General features: G+C 46.1%; 21 protein-coding genes. 8 read left to right on the plus strand and 13 right to left on the minus strand.

Features of this window, described 5'->3' with window-relative positions:
- The first annotated feature begins 84 nt into the window (after nucleotides 1–84).
- Nucleotides 85–1458 (plus strand): L-serine ammonia-lyase, encoded by a 1374-nt coding sequence (locus tag RJ32_RS09665; RefSeq protein WP_034821724.1) that lies wholly within the window; start codon nucleotides 85–87, stop codon nucleotides 1456–1458.
- Between the two features lie 23 nt (nucleotides 1459–1481).
- Here the strand turns inward: RJ32_RS09665 and cysB are convergent, their stop codons facing one another.
- The gene (cysB, locus tag RJ32_RS09670; protein WP_011234945.1) at nucleotides 1482–2456 is read right to left on the minus strand and encodes an HTH-type transcriptional regulator CysB; all 975 of its coding nucleotides are present in this window, start codon (nucleotides 2454–2456) and stop codon (nucleotides 1482–1484) included.
- A gap of 137 nt (nucleotides 2457–2593) precedes the next feature.
- On the opposite strand from cysB, the gene RJ32_RS09675 reads away from it, so the two are divergent.
- From RJ32_RS09675 to yciH, 3 genes are all read left to right on the plus strand, one after another.
- Nucleotides 2594–3277 carry a sensor histidine kinase KdpD gene (locus RJ32_RS09675; protein ID WP_034821727.1) on the plus strand — a complete coding sequence of 228 codons (684 nt, stop codon included), beginning with the start codon at nucleotides 2594–2596 and terminating at the stop codon, nucleotides 3275–3277.
- A 73-nt stretch (nucleotides 3278–3350) separates the two neighbouring features.
- Nucleotides 3351–4064 carry a hypothetical protein gene (locus RJ32_RS09680; protein ID WP_235598942.1) on the plus strand — a complete coding sequence of 238 codons (714 nt, stop codon included), beginning with the start codon at nucleotides 3351–3353 and terminating at the stop codon, nucleotides 4062–4064.
- Nucleotides 4065–4069: 5 nt separating this feature from the next.
- Complete coding sequence (gene yciH / locus RJ32_RS09685) at nucleotides 4070–4405, plus strand: stress response translation initiation inhibitor YciH (protein WP_011234948.1); 336 nt, start codon at nucleotides 4070–4072, stop codon at nucleotides 4403–4405.
- On the opposite strand, the gene RJ32_RS09690 is transcribed toward yciH, so the two are convergent.
- Both RJ32_RS09690 and RJ32_RS09695 read right to left on the minus strand, forming a co-directional pair.
- A complete protein-coding gene (locus RJ32_RS09690; protein WP_034821734.1) occupies nucleotides 4386–6056 on the minus strand; it encodes a SpoIIE family protein phosphatase in 1671 nt (556 codons plus the stop codon). The two genes, yciH and RJ32_RS09690, sit on opposite strands and share 20 nt — an antisense overlap.
- Nucleotides 6056–6361, minus strand: coding sequence for an STAS domain-containing protein (locus RJ32_RS09695; protein WP_034821737.1), 306 nt, complete (start codon nucleotides 6359–6361; stop codon nucleotides 6056–6058). Before RJ32_RS09695 ends, RJ32_RS09690 begins: the two co-directional genes overlap by 1 nt.
- 101 nt (nucleotides 6362–6462) lie before the next feature.
- Between RJ32_RS09695 and RJ32_RS09700 the strand changes: the two genes are divergently transcribed.
- Entirely contained in the window at nucleotides 6463–7257 is a 795-nt protein-coding gene (locus tag RJ32_RS09700; protein ID WP_034821740.1) for a response regulator, read from the plus strand.
- Nucleotides 7258–7354: 97 nt separating this feature from the next.
- Here RJ32_RS09700 and RJ32_RS09705 read toward each other — a convergent pair whose 3' ends face one another.
- Together RJ32_RS09705 and RJ32_RS09710 are read right to left on the minus strand one after the other, a co-directional pair.
- Entirely contained in the window at nucleotides 7355–8656 is a 1302-nt protein-coding gene (locus RJ32_RS09705) for an amidohydrolase family protein (protein ID WP_011234952.1), read from the minus strand.
- The gene (locus RJ32_RS09710) at nucleotides 8656–11736 is read right to left on the minus strand and encodes an amidohydrolase family protein (RefSeq protein WP_034821743.1); all 3081 of its coding nucleotides are present in this window, start codon (nucleotides 11734–11736) and stop codon (nucleotides 8656–8658) included. The genes RJ32_RS09705 and RJ32_RS09710 overlap by 1 nt, the downstream gene beginning before the upstream one ends.
- Before the next feature lie 141 nt (nucleotides 11737–11877).
- Here RJ32_RS09710 and RJ32_RS09715 point away from each other — a divergent pair, with 141 nt between their 5' ends.
- Nucleotides 11878–12342, plus strand: a complete 465-nt coding sequence (locus RJ32_RS09715) for a cytochrome c (RefSeq protein WP_011234954.1) — start codon at nucleotides 11878–11880, stop codon at nucleotides 12340–12342.
- Here RJ32_RS09715 and RJ32_RS09720 read toward each other — a convergent pair.
- Complete coding sequence (locus RJ32_RS09720) at nucleotides 12339–12986, minus strand: cytochrome b/b6 domain-containing protein (RefSeq protein WP_034821746.1); 648 nt, start codon at nucleotides 12984–12986, stop codon at nucleotides 12339–12341. The genes RJ32_RS09715 and RJ32_RS09720 overlap by 4 nt on opposite strands.
- A 78-nt stretch (nucleotides 12987–13064) precedes the next feature.
- Between RJ32_RS09720 and RJ32_RS09725 the strand changes: the two genes are divergently transcribed.
- Entirely contained in the window at nucleotides 13065–13421 is a 357-nt protein-coding gene (locus tag RJ32_RS09725) for a response regulator (RefSeq protein ID WP_034821749.1), read from the plus strand.
- A gap of 19 nt (nucleotides 13422–13440) precedes the next feature.
- Here RJ32_RS09725 and tyrA read toward each other — a convergent pair whose 3' ends face one another.
- From tyrA to ffh, 7 genes are all read right to left on the minus strand, one after another.
- Nucleotides 13441–14583, minus strand: a complete 1143-nt coding sequence (gene tyrA, locus RJ32_RS09730) for a bifunctional chorismate mutase/prephenate dehydrogenase (protein WP_034821752.1) — start codon at nucleotides 14581–14583, stop codon at nucleotides 13441–13443.
- A gap of 11 nt (nucleotides 14584–14594) precedes the next feature.
- Nucleotides 14595–15197 (minus strand): DNA-J related domain-containing protein, encoded by a 603-nt coding sequence (locus RJ32_RS09735; protein WP_034821755.1) that lies wholly within the window; start codon nucleotides 15195–15197, stop codon nucleotides 14595–14597.
- Between the two features lie 71 nt (nucleotides 15198–15268).
- Nucleotides 15269–15628 (minus strand): 50S ribosomal protein L19, encoded by a 360-nt coding sequence (gene rplS / locus RJ32_RS09740; RefSeq protein ID WP_011234959.1) that lies wholly within the window; start codon nucleotides 15626–15628, stop codon nucleotides 15269–15271.
- A 32-nt stretch (nucleotides 15629–15660) separates the two neighbouring features.
- On the minus strand, nucleotides 15661–16419 hold the full coding sequence (gene trmD, locus RJ32_RS09745) for a tRNA (guanosine(37)-N1)-methyltransferase TrmD (protein WP_370543302.1): 759 nt from the start codon (nucleotides 16417–16419) through the stop codon (nucleotides 15661–15663).
- On the minus strand, nucleotides 16419–16943 hold the full coding sequence (rimM, locus tag RJ32_RS09750; protein WP_011234961.1) for a ribosome maturation factor RimM: 525 nt from the start codon (nucleotides 16941–16943) through the stop codon (nucleotides 16419–16421). The genes trmD and rimM overlap by 1 nt, the downstream gene beginning before the upstream one ends.
- 28 nt (nucleotides 16944–16971) lie before the next feature.
- Nucleotides 16972–17220 carry a 30S ribosomal protein S16 gene (gene rpsP, locus RJ32_RS09755; protein ID WP_011234962.1) on the minus strand — a complete coding sequence of 83 codons (249 nt, stop codon included), beginning with the start codon at nucleotides 17218–17220 and terminating at the stop codon, nucleotides 16972–16974.
- 119 nt (nucleotides 17221–17339) lie between these two features.
- The gene (gene ffh, locus RJ32_RS09760) at nucleotides 17340–18704 is read right to left on the minus strand and encodes a signal recognition particle protein (protein WP_034821758.1); all 1365 of its coding nucleotides are present in this window, start codon (nucleotides 18702–18704) and stop codon (nucleotides 17340–17342) included.
- A gap of 157 nt (nucleotides 18705–18861) precedes the next feature.
- Between ffh and RJ32_RS09765 the strand changes: the two genes are divergently transcribed.
- On the plus strand, nucleotides 18862–19656 hold the full coding sequence (locus tag RJ32_RS09765; RefSeq protein WP_011234964.1) for an inner membrane protein YpjD: 795 nt from the start codon (nucleotides 18862–18864) through the stop codon (nucleotides 19654–19656).
- The last annotated feature ends 4 nt before the right edge of the window (nucleotides 19657–19660 follow it).

A 19660-nucleotide genomic window follows, 5' to 3' on the forward strand; every position in this document is an offset into this window, starting at 1 on the left:
GCTTAAAACTTGATTCCCCCCACATGAATCGTGCGACAATACTATAATAAACAGAATACGCATGCGCGACAGGTAAGGATAAATATGATCAGCGTTTTTGATATCTACAAAATTGGTATTGGTCCTTCCAGTTCTCATACTGTAGGGCCGATGAAAGCAGCCTATGAATTTTTGCATGCCGCAAAGAAATCAGGGCATCTAAATAACGCCGATGGCATAAAAGTCGAACTGTTCGGTTCACTTGGCCAAACGGGTAAAGGTCATGGTACCGGCAAAGCTGTTATCCTGGGACTGGTCGGTGAGACTCCCGAAACAGTAGACACTGACAGCGTGGAAGACTTTCTGGAGCAAACACGTAAAACTGAAAAATTGAATTTGCTTGGCGAAAAAGAAGTTTCCTTTCCCAGCGAGGGCGCAATTACTTTTCACCGCCGCAAAACCATGCCCAAACATGCCAACGCCATGGAACTCAAGCTGCTAAAAGACGGTGAGATCATCTACAGCGACTTGTATTACTCTATCGGCGGTGGCTTCATTGTCCGCGATGAGGATTTTGATGAGACGCTGGAAGAAGCGATAGAACAGTCGTCTAAACCTATTTTATACCCGTTTGACAGTGCTGCGGACCTTCTGGCGCATTGCAAAGAGCACGGCATGCGCATGAGTTCATTAATGATGGCTAACGAAAAAGTCTTCCGCAGTGAAGAGGATATTCGGGCCGGGTTAATGAAGATTTGGCGCACCATGCAGGAAAGTATCAAAAACGGTATTACTACCGAAGGCATTCTGCCGGGTGGACTTAAAGTGCGTCGCCGCGCGTCGTCTTTATATCAGCGACTGAAAAAAGAGAAATCCAGCGATGCCATGCAGGTCATGGACTGGGTCGATTTATACGCTTTAGCCGTTAACGAAGAAAATGCCGCAGGCGGGCGCATCGTAACAGCCCCGACTAACGGAGCCGCGGGCATTATTCCTGCGGTAATGAGCTACGCTGACAGATTCATCGAAACTCTGGACGAAGATGCAGTCGTGCGCTTTTTACTGACTTCAGCTGCTATCGGTATTCTTTATAAGAAAAATGCTTCAATTTCAGGTGCTGAAGTCGGTTGTCAGGGTGAAGTGGGTGTTGCCTGTTCAATGGCCGCTGGTGCCCTGGCCGAATTTATGGGCGGTGACCCGTCAAGAGTCGAGAATGCGGCAGAGATCGGTATGGAACACAATCTGGGCTTAACCTGCGACCCGGTGGGCGGTTTAGTACAAGTACCCTGTATTGAACGAAACGCCATGGGCTCGGTTAAAGCCATTAATGCCGCCCGCTTAGCCATGCGTGGTGAAGGCGATCATAAAGTGTCTCTGGATAAAGTGATTAAAACCATGTGGGACACCGGCAACGACATGAAAACCAAGTACAAAGAAACCGCCCGTGGCGGTTTGGCAGTCAATATTATTGAATGTTAACCGGTTGGCACTGCTGCCGGTGCTTAGCGCATCGGCAGTGAACAGCTATCAAAGAGTTTATCAATCTCATCCTGACTTTTTAGCTGAGTAGCTTTTTGCACCCTATCGCGCGTTAAGTGAGGTGCAAAATTCTCAATAAAGTCGTACATATAGGTACGTAAAAATGTTCCACGCCGGAAACCTATCTTAGTCGTACTATGAGCAAACATATGCTCTGCAGGTATCGCCACTAAATCGGTATCTTCTTTCGGGTCGTAAGCCATACTCGCCAGAACCCCAATACCCAATCCCATTCTGACATAGGTTTTTATCACGTCGGCATCGGTTGCTGTAAAGACAATTTTTGGCTCATGCCCGGCATCGGCAAAAGCTTTATCTAACTCGGAACGTCCGGTAAAACCATGCACATAAGTGACCAAAGGAAACTGAGCAATATCATCAATAGTTAGCTTACTCAGTTGCGTCAGCGGGTGTGATTTAGGCACAACAATAGACCGGTTCCAGTGATAACAAGGCAACATAATAAGGTCGTGATACAAATGCAGCGCCTCGGTCGCAATAGCAAAATCTGCCCGCCCTTTCGCAGCCGCTTCACTAATTTGCTCCGGAGAGCCCTGATGCATATGCAATGAGACTTTTGGATATTGCTGAATAAATCGCTGAATAACGGACGGCAACGCATAACGAGCCTGAGTATGGGTCGTCGCAATGTTGAGCTTGCCCTGGTTCGGCAAGGTATGCTCTGCAGCAACCGTCTTAATCGACTGAACGTTATCCAGAACCTGCTGCGCAACCGCTATTATGTCTTTACCTGCAGGCGTTATGTGAGTCAGGTGCTTGCCTGTCCGGCCAAATATCTGCACGCCCAGCTCGTCTTCCAGCATTCTGACTTGTTTACTAATGCCCGGCTGCGAGGTGAATAAGCTTTCAGCCGTAGCAGAAACATTCAGGTTATGATTTGTTACTTCAACAATGTAACGTAACTGCTGTAATTTCATTGAGGAACGTGCCACTCTAGTTTGCTAAATGTGATATAAGAAAATACTATAATAATCTTGATAACTATGACAAATATAAAAGCTATCGCAACAGTATTTTGCCCAGGCTTCTATTTGAACCACAGGAACTGTCATCTATGACCCAACCCGCATTTGATTTTTCAACCGTCCTGGCTTCTTCCGTGCACGACATGAAAAATTCACTGTGCTTACTCATTCAGATGATAGAAGAAGTATCAGAACAGGTCGCTGACAGCAGTGCAACAGAAAAAATGGCGAAAGTCCATTATGAGGCTCAGCGTATCAATTCAAGTTTGATGCAAATGCTCACGCTTTATCGCAACGACAATAACGCTTTACCACTCAATAGCGACCAACACCACGTCGACGAACTTGTCGAAGAGCTGTTGCTAAACAATGAGCTCTATCTTGAGCAGCGGAACATTGCTGTCAGCACCGACATTGATGAAACAGCAACAGGCTGGTTCGACAGGGACCTAATCTTTAATCTGCTTAATGACATCATCATTAATGCAATGCGCTACACAGCCGATAAGCTCTTTATAAAAGTAGAGATAACCGAAGATGGTGGATGTCGTATTATGGTTCACGACAATGGCGATGGTTTTCCTGCTAGTATGCTGGAAAACGCCGCGATGCCGATACAGCAACTGAATATTCAGCAATCCCGGACGGGATTAGGTCTATACTTTGCTCAGATGATAGCAAGCGCCCATGAGCGAAATAATAAAAAAGGTTTTATCGAGCTGAAAAATAATGGACACTTAGGTGGTGGTGTTTTCTCTTTAACATTACCCTGAAAAATAATTATAACTTAACGAGCGTAATATGATTTACACCATTGTCATCGCATTGATTATATTACTAATAATAATGGCAATTATAGTTGGTGCGGTACAACAGAACAGACAGCGTTTAGAACTGGAACGGCGCAAGAAGATGGCGCGCTTTCGCAGTTCGCTTGAACAGATCGAAGATCTCATTCATATGTCGAGCTTCTTCCCTATTGGTAAATCCATGCTGGTGGTTCTTAATAGCCGTGCGTTCGAAATACTTAAAGGTATGAACGCAGCATCACCGTCAAAAGACTATAAGGCGCGAATACAGGATTACGAAGAGCGCATACAAAGTGTTGACCGTAACGACACCTCGTTAATCAGTGAAGACTTTGAGATCCCGGAAAATAACAAGCAAATCATAGCAATGATCAATGGTCTCAAGCGTTTACGTTCTACTTTACGCAATGAGCATTCCCGCGGTCGGGTAGACAGCAATGTTTTTAGTGTTGAAGATCAGCGTTTGACCAAGTTGCAACTGAAAATTAGTATTGAAACCTTAATACGCCGGGGCCGTCATGCTTACGAAAGCCAGATGTTAGGTTCCGCCCGACAGTATTATGAAAAAGCGTTACGTACTATAGAAGACCAGAGCTTTAGCGACGACTACACTACGTCGCGCCAGCAATCAATTAAGAAAGCGCTGGAACAAATTGCACAAGAGTTGAAAGATGCTCATGCGCGCGACAAAGCAAAAGATAAAAAAGAAGACGATTTAGAAGAACTGTTCCAACCTAAGAGAAAATGGTAGATAGAATGCCGGACTGGAAAGACCAACTGAGCCAAATGGTATATTCAACAGACTCGGGACGTATTGACCCGGAACCTGAACCGGAGGAAGTTCCTGAAGGCGATGGAATTGTCCGCCTTCGCCGCGAAACCAAAGGTCGAAAGGGCAAAGGAGTAACCATTGTCACTGGGCTGGATAAACCGCAAACAGAGTTAAAGTCGATTGCAAAAAAACTCAAGCAGTTCTGTGGCGTTGGTGGCGCGGTTAAAGAGTACGAAATAGAACTACAAGGCGACCAGCGCGACAGCATTGAAAGCTGGTTAAAAAAGGAAGGCTATAAAGTTAAGCGTGCGGGCGGCTAAGGTCGTATTCAATATATAGACGTCGTCCGTCATCACGCCACTCAACATGGCTTGAAAAGTTTCTTATCAGCTGTAATCCACGACCAAACGCCTGTTGTTCGTCATCGTCGGATACTTGCTGATATTCCGAAAAACCATTTCCGCTATTGGATGAAATACTAAACGAAAGCAATTTGTTATCCGGTTTGTATTCAATATCAATTTCTATTTCTACCCCTTCTAAAACAGCCAACCGCGCTTCCCGTGTCCGGTAGTATTCATCGAACCCCTGCCCGGTCTCTTTAATTCCCGAGTCCAGCTGCAAAACGCTGTGTTCCAGGGTATTGTTAAAAGCTTCTGCTAACAATAAATACAAGGTTGTTTTGTGCGCGCGGATACCTTCAAGATGGCTTAAAGAATCCACCAGCTTGATAATTGGATCGCGCCCTTTAATCTCATTTTCTTTTAAATAAACCACTAACCGAAAGGGCAGATGAGTTACATTAGTATCAGGCTGGCTAACGGGTAAATTGGTGGCTTCACAATCCAGACACACCAATGAAATATCATCAAACTGTTCTTGCCCTTGCTGAAAAGTCTGGAATGATCCAACTAACCCCTCAAAGTCTCGCTCGCGGGCATAGCGTAACAACAGAGCCTCGAACCCCCGTTCAGATAATCGTTCATCAGCCTTGTTGGTCATCTCCACCACACCGTCGGTATAGGTTATCAGGCGGATGTTTTTCTCAACAAAACAATGACTAACCTGACTACTGAACTCTTCCGGAGACAAAATGCCCAATGCCATATGCTCAGGCACCAGTCGCTTCTCGACTTCTCCGGCTTCATTTATCAGCAGAGCATCAGGAATGCCACCATTCCAATAAGTTAAGCGTTCACCATTGGCTGACAACTCAGCAACAAAAGCAGCACAAAACATGTCATCCGGTAACAGCTTAACCAGTTTGCGGTTAAACTCTTCAACCATGTTAGCTATTGAGAGCCCTTTTTCAGCTGAATCAAAAAAGGTTTGAGCAACGGGAAGAGCACCGGTAGCAGGAGCTAACCCGTGTCCGGTGAAGTCACCGACAAACAGATAAAAATTTCCCAGAGGTCCGGCTTTAGAGAGAACTAAGTCACCGTTAAACTCGCTGGCCGGTGCAAGATAGGTTTTTAAGAACGGATATTCTGTTTCGTTTTCCTGCAGCGCGTTAGCCAGCATGTGCCTGACCACATTCTGCTCTCGCTCCATTCGGTTAGAATGATAAGCCAGAGTTTCATTTTTACCTTTGAGGGAATAACTCAACTCGCGAACCCGCGCATGAGCATTTAGTTTTGCCTGCAGGACAACCGGCTCAAAAGGCACGCTAATAAAATCATCCCCTCCGGCCTCAAGGCATTTCAATAAGGTTTCCTGATCATCCAGTGCCGTAATAAATAAAATCGGCAAATGGACATCGCCGCTTAGAGCTTTTAACCGGGGAGCGGTCTGAAAGCCGTCCATAACCGGCATCATAACGTCCAGTAACACCACGTCCGGCGCCAGGCTGGCAAAAATATCAATAGCCTCAATGCCGTTATCAGCGCAGGTGACCTGATGACCAAAGCGTTTAATCAGACCACTCAGCATCACCTGGTTAGCAGGCTGATCATCGACAATCAGTACCTTCATCAGGCAATAACAAACATCTTATCAAAGCGGGATATATCAAGAATACGACGCACGTCCGGCTTGGCATTAATCAGTTGAATGCCCTTTACGCTGCTGCCTAAAGATTTACACATATTGAGCAGCATACCGAGTGCCGAGCTGTCCAGATAATCGGTTTCCCTCAGGTCGATAATTACGGTTGGCTGTGAATCACCAATATGACTGTAGGCCTGACGGAACTCCTGTACCAGGCTAAAATCAAATTTTCCTTTAATAGCAATAACTAATTGCTTACCATCATTTGAAAAGTCGCGACTAACGTTCATACTCACCTCTTTTTTTAATGAGCATAACACAGATTTTCTGATTGAGTTTATCTGCTGAATACCCTACTCTTTCGATCACAATAAATCCTAATTATGTGATTATGGCAATAGCCTTTGACGAACTCCGTATTTTGCTTATCGAACCTTCCGATGTGCAAAGAAAAGTAATTACTCAGCACCTGAACCAGGCGGGCATTCAGCATACCCGTGGCGCTTCAACCATTGCTGAAGCAAAAGAAGAAATACTTCGCTGGCAACCCGATATTGTCACCAGCGCTATGTATTTTTCTGACGGCACTTCACATGAACTCATTGAATTCATTAACAGTAACGATTTAAAAGATACCTTACATTTTATGTTGGTGTCATCCGAACATCGTGCCGATCAGCTGGAGCAGTTCAAACAAGCCGGTATTATTGCCATTTTACCAAAACCTTTTACGCCAGATCAGCTCCAGCGGGCTATTACCGCCACCATGGACATGATGGAACCCGAGCCGCTTCACCTGGAGCTTTACGACGTAGAAGATTTACGGGTCTTGATTGTTGATGACAGCATGACCTCGCGCCATGTCTTAAGACGTGTGTTTGAAAACCTGGGTGTTGAGAGCTTTGTTGAGGCAGAGAACGGTCAGCAGGCCATTGATATTCTGGCGGAACATCAATTTGACTTGATCGTCACCGACTTTCATATGCCAGAGGTAAACGGCAGTGAACTCACTCAATACATTCGTAATAGCTCCGCACATGCTCACACTCCGGTTCTCATGGTGACTGCACGCGCCAACGAGCCGCAACTTGCGAATGTAAAACAAAGCGGTGTCGATGCCCTAACCGACAAACCTTTTGAACCGGCAACGTTAAGAAAACTGATCGCCCGTTTATTAAACAGTTGATCCTGAAGTCAGTAATTAATATTGTCCGTTAAAATGAAAAGCCCCTGCCAGCTGAACTGACAGGGGCTTTTTCCTTTTAGACTTAGCCAAAGAGCGGCTATTCAGATGGCTTCTGACGATACTTCTCGTAAAGCTCCGTATGTCGGCTGCTTAAGCTTACTTTGCGTCCATCAATATAAAGGTGCGTTAATTTTTGTCCTATTGGATCAAGTAAGTCACCTTCAGAGACACTCAGTGAGGCACTTTTACCCACTTCCAGTGAGCCCAGCTTATCGGCAACTCCCATAATCTCTGCTGGCTTCAATGTAATAGCCGCAAGAGCCTGCTGTTGATCCAGACCGAACGCAACCGCGTTTCCGGCAGCAAAAGGTAAGTTACGTACGTCCCAGTAACCCGGATAAGAGATAGCAAAATTTACTCCGGCTTCAGCCAGACGAGCCGGCGTAGCAAAGGCCTGATCATAACCTTCGTCGTTACGGGCAGGCAGACCGTAAGGCGAGCCAAAAACAACGGGAACATTAAGCTCAGCTAGCTTATCGGCAATACGCCAGGCATCTCTGGCTCCCATAAGCACCAGTTCAAAACCATACTCCTGACTGGTATCAATAGCCTGCTCCAGCTGACGTTTGTCGTCGGCGTGTACGTACAGCTTCTTACTACCGTCAAACAAACCCGCCATAGCTTCCCAGCGCTGGTCCAGATCAATTTTACGATCGGCCTGCTTCGCATCGTAGTAAGCCTTTGCATCAGCGAAGACTTTCATTAGTTGCTGACGGGATTCCTCGTTCGCTTTACGCTGTTCTTCAGGTGAACGTCTCTCCCACCAGGTATTCACCACGTATGTGCGCGGCCAGGAAACATGCACACCTATTTCTCCGGCGACCAGAGCGTCCTGATAGTTCCAGCCATCTAAATGCATTAAGGATGACTGGCCTGCTACCAGCGAGCCCTCAGGAGCCACCTGAGCGTGTGTAATGCCGTGGTAACGTACCGTCGGAATAATTTCCGAATCAGCATTAAAGGCAATGTGCCCAGCAACTTCCGGATGCACATCACCCACTTCACGCGCGTCGCGGGTTGCCCTTACTGCTTCAATTTCATTCAGTCCAATAGTGGTATCCATGGCAATAACCCCCGGATACACGTGCTGACCTGAAATATCGATGACTTCAGCTCCGTCCGGGATACTGACATCTCGACCAATAGCGGTGATTTTACCATTTTCAAACACTAAGTCTGAGTTGGTAAGCACCCCATCAGAAACGGTATGCAAGGTTCCTCCCTGAAGTACAATAGGGTTGCTTTGTTCTTCGCCCGGAACTTCGTCATGTGCCGCAGCACTATTAAGCGTCAGCGCACTGACTAATGCGGCACTAACGGTTGTAAGTAATTTATTCATTAGTGTTGTCCTCCGTGCTGATGCCCTTTGCCGGTAAAGTGATCTAACCAAAAGTCGTGTTCAGTATCACAGTGCCAGGTAGGTTGATCCGATTTATAACCGTCTTTAGCCCCTATTTTTGCATCATCACCTGCCGCTAAAACTTTTTGGATAAGTGCGTTCTTTTCTTGCGTAACCGCCTGCTGTCGTTGTTTATCCAGTTCGCGGTCGAAGAACTTACGGCCGTTAATCCAAGTTTGCTCCGCGCGCGCATAAGCACTTAACGGATAATGGCTCCAAAGCACGAAATCGGCGTGTTTACCTTTTTCAACCGACCCTACATAACGGTCCACTTTTAACTGCTTAGCCGGGTTAATAGTCACCATTTTCAGTGCTTCGTGTGGATCCATATCACAGTACAGAACCGATTTAGCCGCTTCAGTATTTAAACGACGTTGTAAGTCATTACTGTCAGAGTTAATGCTGGTTAAGACTCCGCGTTCTTTCATCAAGCACGCGTTATGCGGAATGGCATCATAAACCTCAAACTTATATGCCCACCAGTCCGCAAAGGTTGAGCCACTGGCACCGTGCTCAGCCATTTCATCAGCGACCTTGTAGCCTTCCAGAATGTGAGTAAAGGTATCCAGGGTAAAACCAAAGTCTTCTGCGACTTCCATTAACATCAAAATTTCTGACGCTACGTAAGAGTGAGCATGTACAAAGCGTTCACTGTTTAGAATTTCCAGCAACGTCTCCAGACGATAATCCGGCCGCGGAGCTGCAACTTTATTGCGTTCTGAACGGCTCATACGTTCGTAAGCCTGTTTCCGCTGCTGATACTCAAGAGCAGCCTGGAAAGCGTCGCGCATAATGGTTTCAACACCCAGGCGAGTTTGAGGGTAACGAACGGTCATATTGTCGCCCCAGTTACTCTGCTTAACGTTTTCGCCCAATGCAAACTTGATAGACTCAGGGGCTGCATCGAACTTCATGACATTAGCATCCGCTCCCCAGCGTAACTTAATCACTTGCGCCTGACCGCCAATAGGGTTAGCTGAGCCGTGCAGCAACTGTGCCATGGTCGTCCCGCCTGCCAGCGAACGATAAATGTGAATATCATCCGGGTTAACCACATCACCAATTCGGACTTCCGATGTCACCGCTTCAGAGCCTTCGTTAACACCACCTTCAATAGCAATGTGTGAATGCTCGTCGATGATTCCCGGAGTTAAATGCATTCCTGCGCCATCAATTTCAGTCACGCCGGAAGGTGCAGACAAGTTTTTGCCAATAGCTGCAAATTCACCATCTCGAACCAGCACATCAGTTTCTTCAAGAATGCCGTCGTCCGTTGCAGTCCAGACCGTTACGTTGCGGATAAGAACATCCTGACGCTCCGGCAAACCGTCCAGGCCGTATGCCACATTCGGGAACGTCAGCTCGCTAACATATTCCACGGGTTCTGTTTCACCGTTTTTTTCAGTCTCGCTTTCGGCCGAATCCATTTGAGCCTGTAATCTGACTTCTTCACCTTCAGGAGAAACTGCCGTTACTGAAAAGGTTCCCTGAGCCTCAGGTTCCAGCTTAAAGCGCCAGCTTCCAGCGGGTTCAGCTTCCAGGTCGGCAACAAAAGACAAAGACTGGTTTCCAGACTGAACGTGACGTAAAGCGCTGGTCTTTTCATTCGCCTTAACTTCACCGCTTAGCGCTGCACCAGGTTTAATTGCAATCTCGATATCCAGGTCATTCAATTTCATGCTGTAATTGCCAACAAAATCGACTTTATCCCGTGATACCAGCTCGTTTTCTTCGCCCTGCAACCAAACTGACTGAATGGTGCCATCTGCAAACAAATCGCCTTTGACCATAACAAAGTCAGCCTTGTAGCCCTGAGCCAGCTTACCGGCTTTGTCGTCTACCCCGGCAATTTTCGCCGGAATAGTCGTCAACGCAGCAAGAGCCTGCTCTTCGCTCAAGCCATACTTAACCGCTTTGCGCAGGTTAGGCCAAAAGCTCTCCGCATTTTCCAGGTCGTGTAAAGTCAAAGCAAAGTTCACACCAGCCTCAGCTAACATAGCTGGATTAGACGGAGCTCGTTCCCAGTGGCGCAGCTTAGCTAAATCGACGTCGAGGTGCGCATCGACACCGCCAACGTCTGGTGCAGCCGGAAAGTTAAGTGGGAGAATTAAATCACTCCCGGCATTTTTTACCGCGTCTAAGCGCGCATATTCATAACCCGAGGCAACATAAACCGACGGCACTTTGAACTGATCAAAGACATCATCAGCACGTAACAATGACTTTTCATTACTTACTTTAAAAACTATTCCGGTATTCTCGATATCTGTCAGTGAATCAAGCGCCGCATTAAATTCAACCGATTGATTATGCGACTGCTTTCCATAAGAGTTTTCATACCAGTTAGCATCAGATAAGGTTTGTCTGACCAGCGCAATACTGCCCATTAGCGATGACGGGTACTGCTGCTGTGAGGAGCCTTTATCAAATGAACCGAAGTGCTTTGCCTCACTTTGGTAAATAACGTCATTAGGTATTTTATCTGCCAGCGAAACCGTTACCGCCTGCCCCTGAAAAATACCGTCTAAGTTAGCTGACTGCACACTGGTGAAACCTTGTGATACCCATTTATTTGCATCTTCAGAACTGGTCTTAAACTCACTGAACCAGTGTTTTTGCGAGTGAATCGCGTCATTTGCCGCGTTGCCGCCCTCACGCTCATTGTTATAAATTGGCGTATCTGAACGTTCTTGCTCACTGCTAACGTTAATTCCGTAGCTGCTGTAGGGGTCAATAAATCCCGGGTAAATGGTGTATCCGGTCCCGTCAATCACCCACGCTCCTGCAGGAGCCCGATTATTGCGCTCAATTGACTGAACGGCGCCATTTTCAATAACCAAAGTGGCGTTAGTAATAGATTTTCCCGGCTCAGTAATAATTGTTGCATTCTGAATTGCTGTCAGACTTGGTGTGTTATCCCGCATCCCGTTTGTCCGGGAAGTCTGATCAGCCGCAACCGAAGCGGTCAGTACTGACGTTACCGCTAACGTCAAAGCACTGAACTGATGCACTTTTTTCATGAATTGTCCCCATTTTGACTTATTCTTGTCATTTAGTTATCTCATTAGATAAGTTACTTTGTTATACATAGAGGTGACAAGCATTAACCGACAGATCGTGTATTATTAACGATCAGTGAATTCAATAAACGGAGTGTTTCAATGAAAAAACAATTACTAACAACAGCTCTAGCTGGCCTGATGACTCTGTCATTCAATGTAGCCGCTGATGAAACCGCCTTTAACGATGCCGAGAAAGCCGTAGAGTACCGTCAAAAAGCATTGTCTGTTATGAAAGAAAACTTTTCCGCTATGGCCGCTATGGTAAAAGGCGAAGTTGAATACAACGCAGATTTTTTTCAACGTCGTGCAAATGATTTCGAGAAAATGTCAGGTATTCCGTGGGCCGGTTTTGCCGTTGAAGGCGCAATGCCAGGCAATAACTCTGATGCATTAACTGCCATATGGGATAACTGGGATGACTTTCAGCAGCGCGCTAATGACTTGCAAGAGTACGCTGCGAAACTGGCTGAAGTTAGCCAAGAAGGCTCTATTGACTCAATAAAACCCGTTTTTATGGACGCCGCAAAAACCTGCAAAGGTTGCCACGACGAATATAAAGACTAGTTAAACAGCAACATTAAGATTAACCAGACAGCAACCGCTAAAATGAGCCCCTGCCAACCGGGTTTTAGATTTGGCGCTTGCTGACTGGTGATTCTGTAACCATGCACCATGGAAGCCACTAAAGGTGTTCCTTTAAAGCGATAAAAAAGCACGGCCAGAATATGTACGGCAATAACAATTAATATCACGTCGAACTGGGTTTTATGCCAGCTGGTTACCGCTTTTTGCCCATCCGAAGATAGCCAATTAGATAATGGCCCCGAAAATAAAATGCCGTCGGTTGAAAATAGCCCCGTAATAACCTGGCTTAAAAGCAACCCAAGCATAATGATGACAGCCCAGCCACCAGCAGTGCTGTGGGTGTTTTCTGCTTCATAGCGCCCTTTAAAAACATTATGCAGATGCTTCAAGATAGCCTTAGGAGACTTTAAAAAGGTTTTAAAACGGGCATTTTCGCTACCAAATATTCCCCAGCAAACTCTGACTAAAAGTAACGCAAGTAAGGCAATTCCAATATCCTTATGCAGCTCCATGCGGCCATTTTCGACGGTCCACCATAGCCCGCCTAAAAGAACAATAAGCAAACCGTGAAACACACGAATAAAGCTATCCCAAATTTTTATAGAATTTCCTTTCTGATTCATGTTGTTAGCTCCAAATTACTGGGAATATAAAAAGCTAAGTGCTAGGGTATAATTAATTCCATTAAATGGGTAGTGACTATGCGCAAAGTTCTTATTGCTGACGACGACTTTATCAGCCTTGAAGTGTTAAAAGCGATGCTGGCCAATTTTGAGGTAAGTATATTAACAGCAATGACAGGGGAAGAAGCTTTGAACCTGGCAGGAGAGGCTCCGGATCTTATCTTTCTGGATTACGAAATGCCGGACATGTCGGGAGCTGAAGTCTGCCAGGAGTTGCGACAAAGCGATATGCACAAGAACACACCGGTTATCGCTATCACCAGTCATCAAAGCGCGAGCGAAATGAGCGCTTGCCGTGAAGCCGGCATGAATGCGACATTGCATAAGCCGGTTTCGCCGGAAGCGCTTAGTGAGTTAATGACTGAATACTTATAAAACAGATAACCAGAAACAATTATTGATGCTTGAATCTTTGGTCGTCCGCTAATTGCACCAAAGATTCGCTTTCTTTCAGGAACTGGCCGGAAAATTCACCAAAATACTGGCTAACCTCATCGAAAAGCGAGATGAAATCCGACTTTTTACCATTTTCTATATCATCAATAATTGCTGAAAATTGCTGCAAATAACGCCTGATCGACGAAAACTGTCCTTTGTTTGCAGCTATAATATCGGCATAAAGTTCCGCATTTTGCGCAAACAAACGGCCAATCATCATCAATTCCATTCGATAAATAGGCGAGCTCAGTTCCAGCAACTCTTTAATATCAACGCGCTCATTAGCCAGGTGAACACCGTAAGCAAAAGTGCTTAAATGACGCATAGCCTGGATCCAGCCCATAGCGTCGTCATGCTTATCAGCATTCACTTCGTGTAAGTGGGCGCCCCAGTTAACAAACTGGTCCAGTAACCACTGATAACGCTCAGTCTGACGACCGTGAGTAACAACCACCAGCTGCTTCGCCAAATTCTGCACAGAAGGACCAAACATAGGATGCAAACCAACGACAGGGCCGCCATGCTGTGCCAGCATGGCATTTAAAGGAGCCGCTTTAATACTGGTTACATCGGCCAGAACACAGTCCTCCGCTAAAGGTGGTAACTGCTTTATCAATTCAACGGTCTTATTGACCGGCACACTCATCAATACCAACTGCGCCTGGCTTAAATCGTCCTTGTCTGGCCAGTCATCGCTTTTATCGATGGTTATTACCGAATAGCCTGTTTGCCGTAACTGACTGACCAGACGCGCACCCAAAGCCCCTCTTCCGCCAAACACAAAAACCGGTCGTTCAAGTTGAGTCGAAGTCGCAGCAGCCTGTGCTGTTTGCGTTCGATACGATTCTCGAATAATACGACGAATAACATCTTCGATTAAGTCTTCCGACAAGCCTGCCTCTTTGGCTTTGCTTCTGCGCGCTTTTATTAAAGAACGTTCTCTCTGTGGAACGTAAAGAGGCTGTTTCAACGAACGTTTGGTTTCTCCCACAGCGGCAGTTAACTTTGCTCGCCGGGCAATTATCTCAATTAATTCGTTATCAGTGGCATCAATTGCATTGCGCAGTTCTGATAATTGTTGGTCCGGGTCATGGCTCATGAGCTGTTATCTTATTCCTCTTTTATGGCTTCTATAACACGATGGTAGGCTTTCTGAATTTTTTGCATTTTAGCCACACTCCCGCCTTTATCGGGGTGGTACTTGTGTACTAGTTTACGATATTGCTTTTTGATAAAGGCCTGACTTGCCGGCGGTTCAACTTCCATAATCTGCCAGGCATCGTTCACAGGCATGCTGGTTTCTACCTTAGAAGAAGAATGCCCCATGCGCCGCCAAAAATCATCCAGCATAGATTCAACATCAGCGCCGGATGTCGAGCCCAGTTGATTCAGATCTAAATAATATTCTGCTAACGCGTCCTTTTCTGTCAATGCAGAAACGCCATGTTGCCATGGCTGACATTCAATATTCAGGGTATGAATAAAAAGCTCGTACTTTTTTTCTTTCCGCCAGCGTTCACGCAATTTATAAAGACAGTGAAACAATAAAAAGTGAGTCTGAAACAAGGTCAGGGGATCACGCAGAGCTTCTTTATCAAAGAACTCATAAGGCGGCCCCTGCAAAGACGCAATCAGTTCATGCTCAGTCCAGTGGTGCTGAGCATCAAGGTTCTCAGCTAAAATTTGGGTTAATATTTCGATATCTTCGTTCATTCTAAAACACTATCAAAAAACCCAGCACAAGGCTGGGTTTTTCTTTGCTATTTCGTTTGTTTGCTAAAAGCTTAAGACAGCTTCTCGCGGATACGTGCAGACTTACCAGAACGCTCACGCAAGTAGTACAGTTTCGCGCGACGAACCGCACCACGACGTTTGACTTTAATGCTGTCAACTAATGGGCTGTGCGTTTGGAAAGTACGCTCTACGCCTTCACCGTTCGATACTTTACGTACTGTGAACGCTGAATGCAGACCGCGGTTACGAACACGGATAACAACACCTTCAAACGCCTGAAGACGTTCGCGGTTACCCTCTTTTACTTTTACATTTACAACAACAGTGTCACCTGGTGCAAACTCAGGTAAATCTTGTTTCATCTGCTCTTCTTCAAGAGCCTTAATGATGCTTTGGCTAACTTTTGCCATTTTCGTATCTCCTATCCTAGGTAAACTGTACTTTATTCGCCGGATGATTGTTGTGCGATAAACTCGTTCAACAATGTTTCCTGCTCGTCAGTCAGAGCTAGGCTATGAATTAACTCTGGTCGTTGCAGCCAGGTTTTACCCAAAGACTGCTGTAAACGCCAGCGACGTATCTTTTCATGATCACCGCTTAATAAAACCGGCGGTACTTGCTGTTCATTATAAGTTTCTGGTCGAGTATAGTGAGGGCAGTCCAGTAACCCGCTGGCAAAAGAATCTTCTGCCGCTGAATCCTGGTGTCCCAACACCCCGGGAATTAACCGTGAAACCGCGTCAATAAGTACCATTGCTGGCAACTCACCACCGCTTAATACGTAATCCCCTATCGACCATTCTGCATCAACGTATTGTTTAATAACGCGTTCATCAATGCCTTCATAACGGCCAGCAATCAAAATCATTCGATCATTGCCGGAGAGCTGTTGCACTCCGCTGTGATCAAGTTTTTGCCCTTGCGGTGACAAATAAATAACAGGAGTATCCTCACCCAGGCTTTGTTTTGCTGCGTTGATAGCATCCACAAGTGGCTGCACCATCATCAACATACCCGGACCACCGCCATAAGGCCTGTCATCAACAGTCCTGTGGCGATCATGAGTGAAATCACGAGGATTCCAGACACTCACTGTCAGCAAACCTTCCTTTATTGCTCTGCCGGTAACACCGTAATCGGTGACGGCCGAAAACATTTCAGGAAACAAACTGATAACGCCAACCTGCAAAGGCTTGCCCATCAAAAGTCCGATGGCCACTCAACCTGAATCTGTTTGGCTTCCTTATCAACCGCCGTGACATATTCACTTTGGATAAAAGGAATTAAACGTTCAGATTTTCCGAACCCATCGTTGCTGTTTGCTTTTACGACCAACACATCGTTCGATGCGGTGGGCATAATTTGTTCAACCACACCCATATCATAGCCGTTGGTGTTCACTACACGCATACCAATAAGGTCGCGCCAGTAAAACTCATCGTCAGCTAATGCCGGTAACTCATCTGCCGTAATGCAAATATCCGCACCAGTAAGGCGCGCAGCCTCATCGCGATCGGATATGCCTTCTAACCTGGCGATAAGTCCGTTGTTGTGGCGACGCCACTCGACAACTTTCATTTCGCGCTCAGTTTTCTGGCTGAGTAACCAAGGGCTGTATTCAAATATCGATTCTGGATCATCGGTAAATGACTGCACTTTCAACCAGCCTTTTACGCCATACACCGCACCGATGCGACCAACGACGATTTGCTCTGATTGCTGCATTAATTTACCTACCTGAATCTGTTAATGCTTACGCCGCAGCGCTTGCATCTTTAACTAATTTAGCAACACGATCAGATAACTGAGCGCCTTTGCTTACCCAATGCTCGATGCGGTCAACATCAACACGAAGTTTTTCTTCCTGACCACGAGCTACAGGGTTAAAAAATCCTACTTTCTCAATGAAACGACCGTCGCGAGCATTGCGACTGTCAGCAACTACCATTTGGTAGAAGGGGCGTTTTTTCGCGCCACCACGTTGTAAACGAATGGTTACCATTGCGTTCCTCAATATAACTGTTTTGTAAATGTAAAAAATAGCAAAGCCCTCCGACAGAGTCGGAAGGCTCGGCAATTCTACTGATTTTTACTGCAAATGCAAGCTTGACGCGCTTTTTCCTAGCGTCCGGGGAACATTCCTGGTGGCATCTTTCCGCCCATGCCGCGCATCATTTTCTGCATGCCGCCACCTTTCATTTTTTTCATCATTTTTTGCATTTGAGTAAACTGTTTAAGCAACTTGTTCACGTCCTGCACCTGAGTACCGGAACCGGTTGCTATACGGCGCTTACGCGAGCCCTTTATTACGTCGGGTCGTAGCCGTTCTTTAGGAGTCATGGAGTTGATAATGGCTTCCATGCGCGAGGTCATTTTGTCATCCATCTGACCTTTCATTTGTTCTGTCATTTTACCCATGCCCGGCATTTTGGTCATTAATCCCATCATGCCGCCCATTTCACGCATCTGTACGAGCTGATCACGAAAATCCTCCAGTGAGAACTGGCCTTTTTTCATGACTTTTTTCGCCACTCGCTCCGCTTTTTCTTTATCGACTTTTTGTTCGACTTCCTCAATCAGAGAAAGCATATCGCCCATGCCAAGAATTCTGGAGGCTACGCGGTCAGGATGAAACGGCTCCAGCGCATCGTTTTTCTCACCAACACCCAGGAATTTAATAGGCTTACCGGTAATATGGCGAATAGACAGAGCCGCACCACCACGAGCATCACCATCGGTCTTCGTCAGAATAACACCCGTTAAAGGCAAAGCCTCGCTGAATGCTTTGGCGGTATTTGCCGCGTCCTGACCCGTCATCGCGTCAACGACAAACAGGGTTTCAACCGGATTGATGGCTGAGTGCAGTTGCTGAATTTCCTGCATCATGTCTTCGTCAATAGCGAGACGACCGGCGGTATCCACTAATACCACATCAATAAACTGCTTACGTGCCTGGGCAATAGCAGCATTAGCAATATCAACTGGTTTTTGATCAGTTGAAGACGGGAAGAACTCAACGCCTACCTGCTCGGCAAGAGTTTCCAGCTGTTTAATAGCGGCCGGACGATAAACGTCGGCACTAACCACCATGACTTTTTTCTTCTGGCGCTCAGTTAAATATTTAGCCAGCTTGCCCACACTGGTGGTTTTACCCGCACCCTGCAAACCTGCCATCAAAATAACAGCTGGCGGCTGGGTATTTAATTGCAGAGGTGCATTCGCCTCACCCATTGCCGCTTCCAGCTCAGACTGGACAATTTTGACAAAAACCTGACCTGGCGTCAGGCTTTTGTTGACCTCTGTACCCACTGCCCGTTCTTTAACTTTAGCAATAAAGTCTTTTACCACAGGCAAGGCAACATCGGCCTCAAGCAGCGCCATGCGAACTTCGCGCAAGGTTTCTTTAATATTGTCTTCGGTCAGTCGCCCCCGGCCACCAATAGAATGCAGCGTTTGCGACAAGCGTTCCGATAAATTCTCAAACATGTCGATCGTCTCTTATATTGCGATTTCTGACGTTAATAGTAATGGGGGCAGTATATCTGATTTGCAAGAAAGTTTCGCCCCGTAAGTATTGGGTTTAACCGACTGACGTCGTATACTCAGGGCACGAACAACAGGAATCAGGGAAGTCGGGCGCGTGATGCTCTCTTTATTGTTGCTAATCAGCTTATTGGGTTACAGTGCCAGCGCTTTTGTTATTCTACAAAATATCTTAAAAAACAAAGTGCTTCACCCAGCTTATCAGATTGTACCAGCTGCTTTGGCGGTTGCTGCGCATGGCTGGCTCATTTTAATACAACTTTCCAACGATGATTTCGATCACATTAATATCTCATCCAGTCTGGCTATTGTGGCTTTTCTGATAGCCGCTTTAACCGTAGTGAAAAATAACCAGGCCAGTAACTTATTCCTGAAGCCGGTTATTTATCTGTTTTCTGCGCTTACCACACTGTTACTTGTGTTCACCCCGGTTAACTGGGGTGCTGACATCAGCATCGGACATGGGTTAGTTTTTCACATTACCTTGTCACTGGTCGCCTATGGAATATTGGCCTTAGCCACACTTTACGCGTTACAAACCAGTTATTTAAACCGTGTATTAAAAAACCGCAAAGGTCATAGTCTGCTGAGCAAACTGCCACCATTAATGACTGTCGAAAAATACTTCTTTAATCTTCTGGCGCTGGGGACTTTTGTACTGTTTCTCGCTCTGGGCTCGGGCTTTCTTTTCCTCGATGACATGCTTGCTCAACAGCAAGCACACAAAACCATTTTAACCAGCGTCGCAGCTCTGCTTTATCTCTTGGCCGTGGTTTTGCACCGGACGTCAGGCTTACGTGGCCGCATTATTGTGGTCATTACCGTACTTGCCAGCACCCTATTAACCTTAGGATATTTTGGCAGTCGGTTCGTGAAAGATTTTCTCTTATCCTGAATGA

It is taken from the genome of Idiomarina sp. 28-8 (assembly GCF_000320945.2).
GTDB lineage: Bacteria > Pseudomonadota > Gammaproteobacteria > Enterobacterales > Alteromonadaceae > Idiomarina > Idiomarina loihiensis.

Excerpts from the sequence above, each read along its gene's own strand:
- RJ32_RS09710 (WP_034821743.1), bottom strand. The coding sequence starts at position 11,736 with ATGAAAAAAGTGCATCAGTTCAGTGCTTTGACGTTAGCGGTAACGTCA.
- RJ32_RS09680 (WP_235598942.1), top strand. The coding sequence starts at position 3,351 with ATGGCAATTATAGTTGGTGCGGTACAACAGAACAGACAGCGTTTAGAA.
- RJ32_RS09675 (WP_034821727.1), top strand. The coding sequence starts at position 2,594 with ATGACCCAACCCGCATTTGATTTTTCAACCGTCCTGGCTTCTTCCGTG.
- rpsP (WP_011234962.1), bottom strand. The coding sequence starts at position 17,220 with ATGGTAACCATTCGTTTACAACGTGGTGGCGCGAAAAAACGCCCCTTC.
- RJ32_RS09690 (WP_034821734.1), bottom strand. The coding sequence starts at position 6,056 with ATGAAGGTACTGATTGTCGATGATCAGCCTGCTAACCAGGTGATGCTG.
- RJ32_RS09705 (WP_011234952.1), bottom strand. The coding sequence starts at position 8,656 with ATGAATAAATTACTTACAACCGTTAGTGCCGCATTAGTCAGTGCGCTG.
- tyrA (WP_034821752.1), bottom strand. The coding sequence starts at position 14,583 with ATGAGCCATGACCCGGACCAACAATTATCAGAACTGCGCAATGCAATT.
- RJ32_RS09715 (WP_011234954.1), top strand. The coding sequence starts at position 11,878 with ATGAAAAAACAATTACTAACAACAGCTCTAGCTGGCCTGATGACTCTG.
- yciH (WP_011234948.1), top strand. The coding sequence starts at position 4,070 with ATGCCGGACTGGAAAGACCAACTGAGCCAAATGGTATATTCAACAGAC.
- RJ32_RS09700 (WP_034821740.1), top strand. The coding sequence starts at position 6,463 with ATGGCAATAGCCTTTGACGAACTCCGTATTTTGCTTATCGAACCTTCC.
- RJ32_RS09695 (WP_034821737.1), bottom strand. The coding sequence starts at position 6,361 with ATGAACGTTAGTCGCGACTTTTCAAATGATGGTAAGCAATTAGTTATT.
- rimM (WP_011234961.1), bottom strand. The coding sequence starts at position 16,943 with ATGCAGCAATCAGAGCAAATCGTCGTTGGTCGCATCGGTGCGGTGTAT.
- RJ32_RS09725 (WP_034821749.1), top strand. The coding sequence starts at position 13,065 with ATGCGCAAAGTTCTTATTGCTGACGACGACTTTATCAGCCTTGAAGTG.
- trmD (WP_370543302.1), bottom strand. The coding sequence starts at position 16,419 with ATGGGCAAGCCTTTGCAGGTTGGCGTTATCAGTTTGTTTCCTGAAATG.
- RJ32_RS09735 (WP_034821755.1), bottom strand. The coding sequence starts at position 15,197 with ATGAACGAAGATATCGAAATATTAACCCAAATTTTAGCTGAGAACCTT.
- RJ32_RS09720 (WP_034821746.1), bottom strand. The coding sequence starts at position 12,986 with ATGAATCAGAAAGGAAATTCTATAAAAATTTGGGATAGCTTTATTCGT.
- ffh (WP_034821758.1), bottom strand. The coding sequence starts at position 18,704 with ATGTTTGAGAATTTATCGGAACGCTTGTCGCAAACGCTGCATTCTATT.
- RJ32_RS09765 (WP_011234964.1), top strand. The coding sequence starts at position 18,862 with ATGCTCTCTTTATTGTTGCTAATCAGCTTATTGGGTTACAGTGCCAGC.
- RJ32_RS09665 (WP_034821724.1), top strand. The coding sequence starts at position 85 with ATGATCAGCGTTTTTGATATCTACAAAATTGGTATTGGTCCTTCCAGT.
- cysB (WP_011234945.1), bottom strand. The coding sequence starts at position 2,456 with ATGAAATTACAGCAGTTACGTTACATTGTTGAAGTAACAAATCATAAC.
- rplS (WP_011234959.1), bottom strand. The coding sequence starts at position 15,628 with ATGGCAAAAGTTAGCCAAAGCATCATTAAGGCTCTTGAAGAAGAGCAG.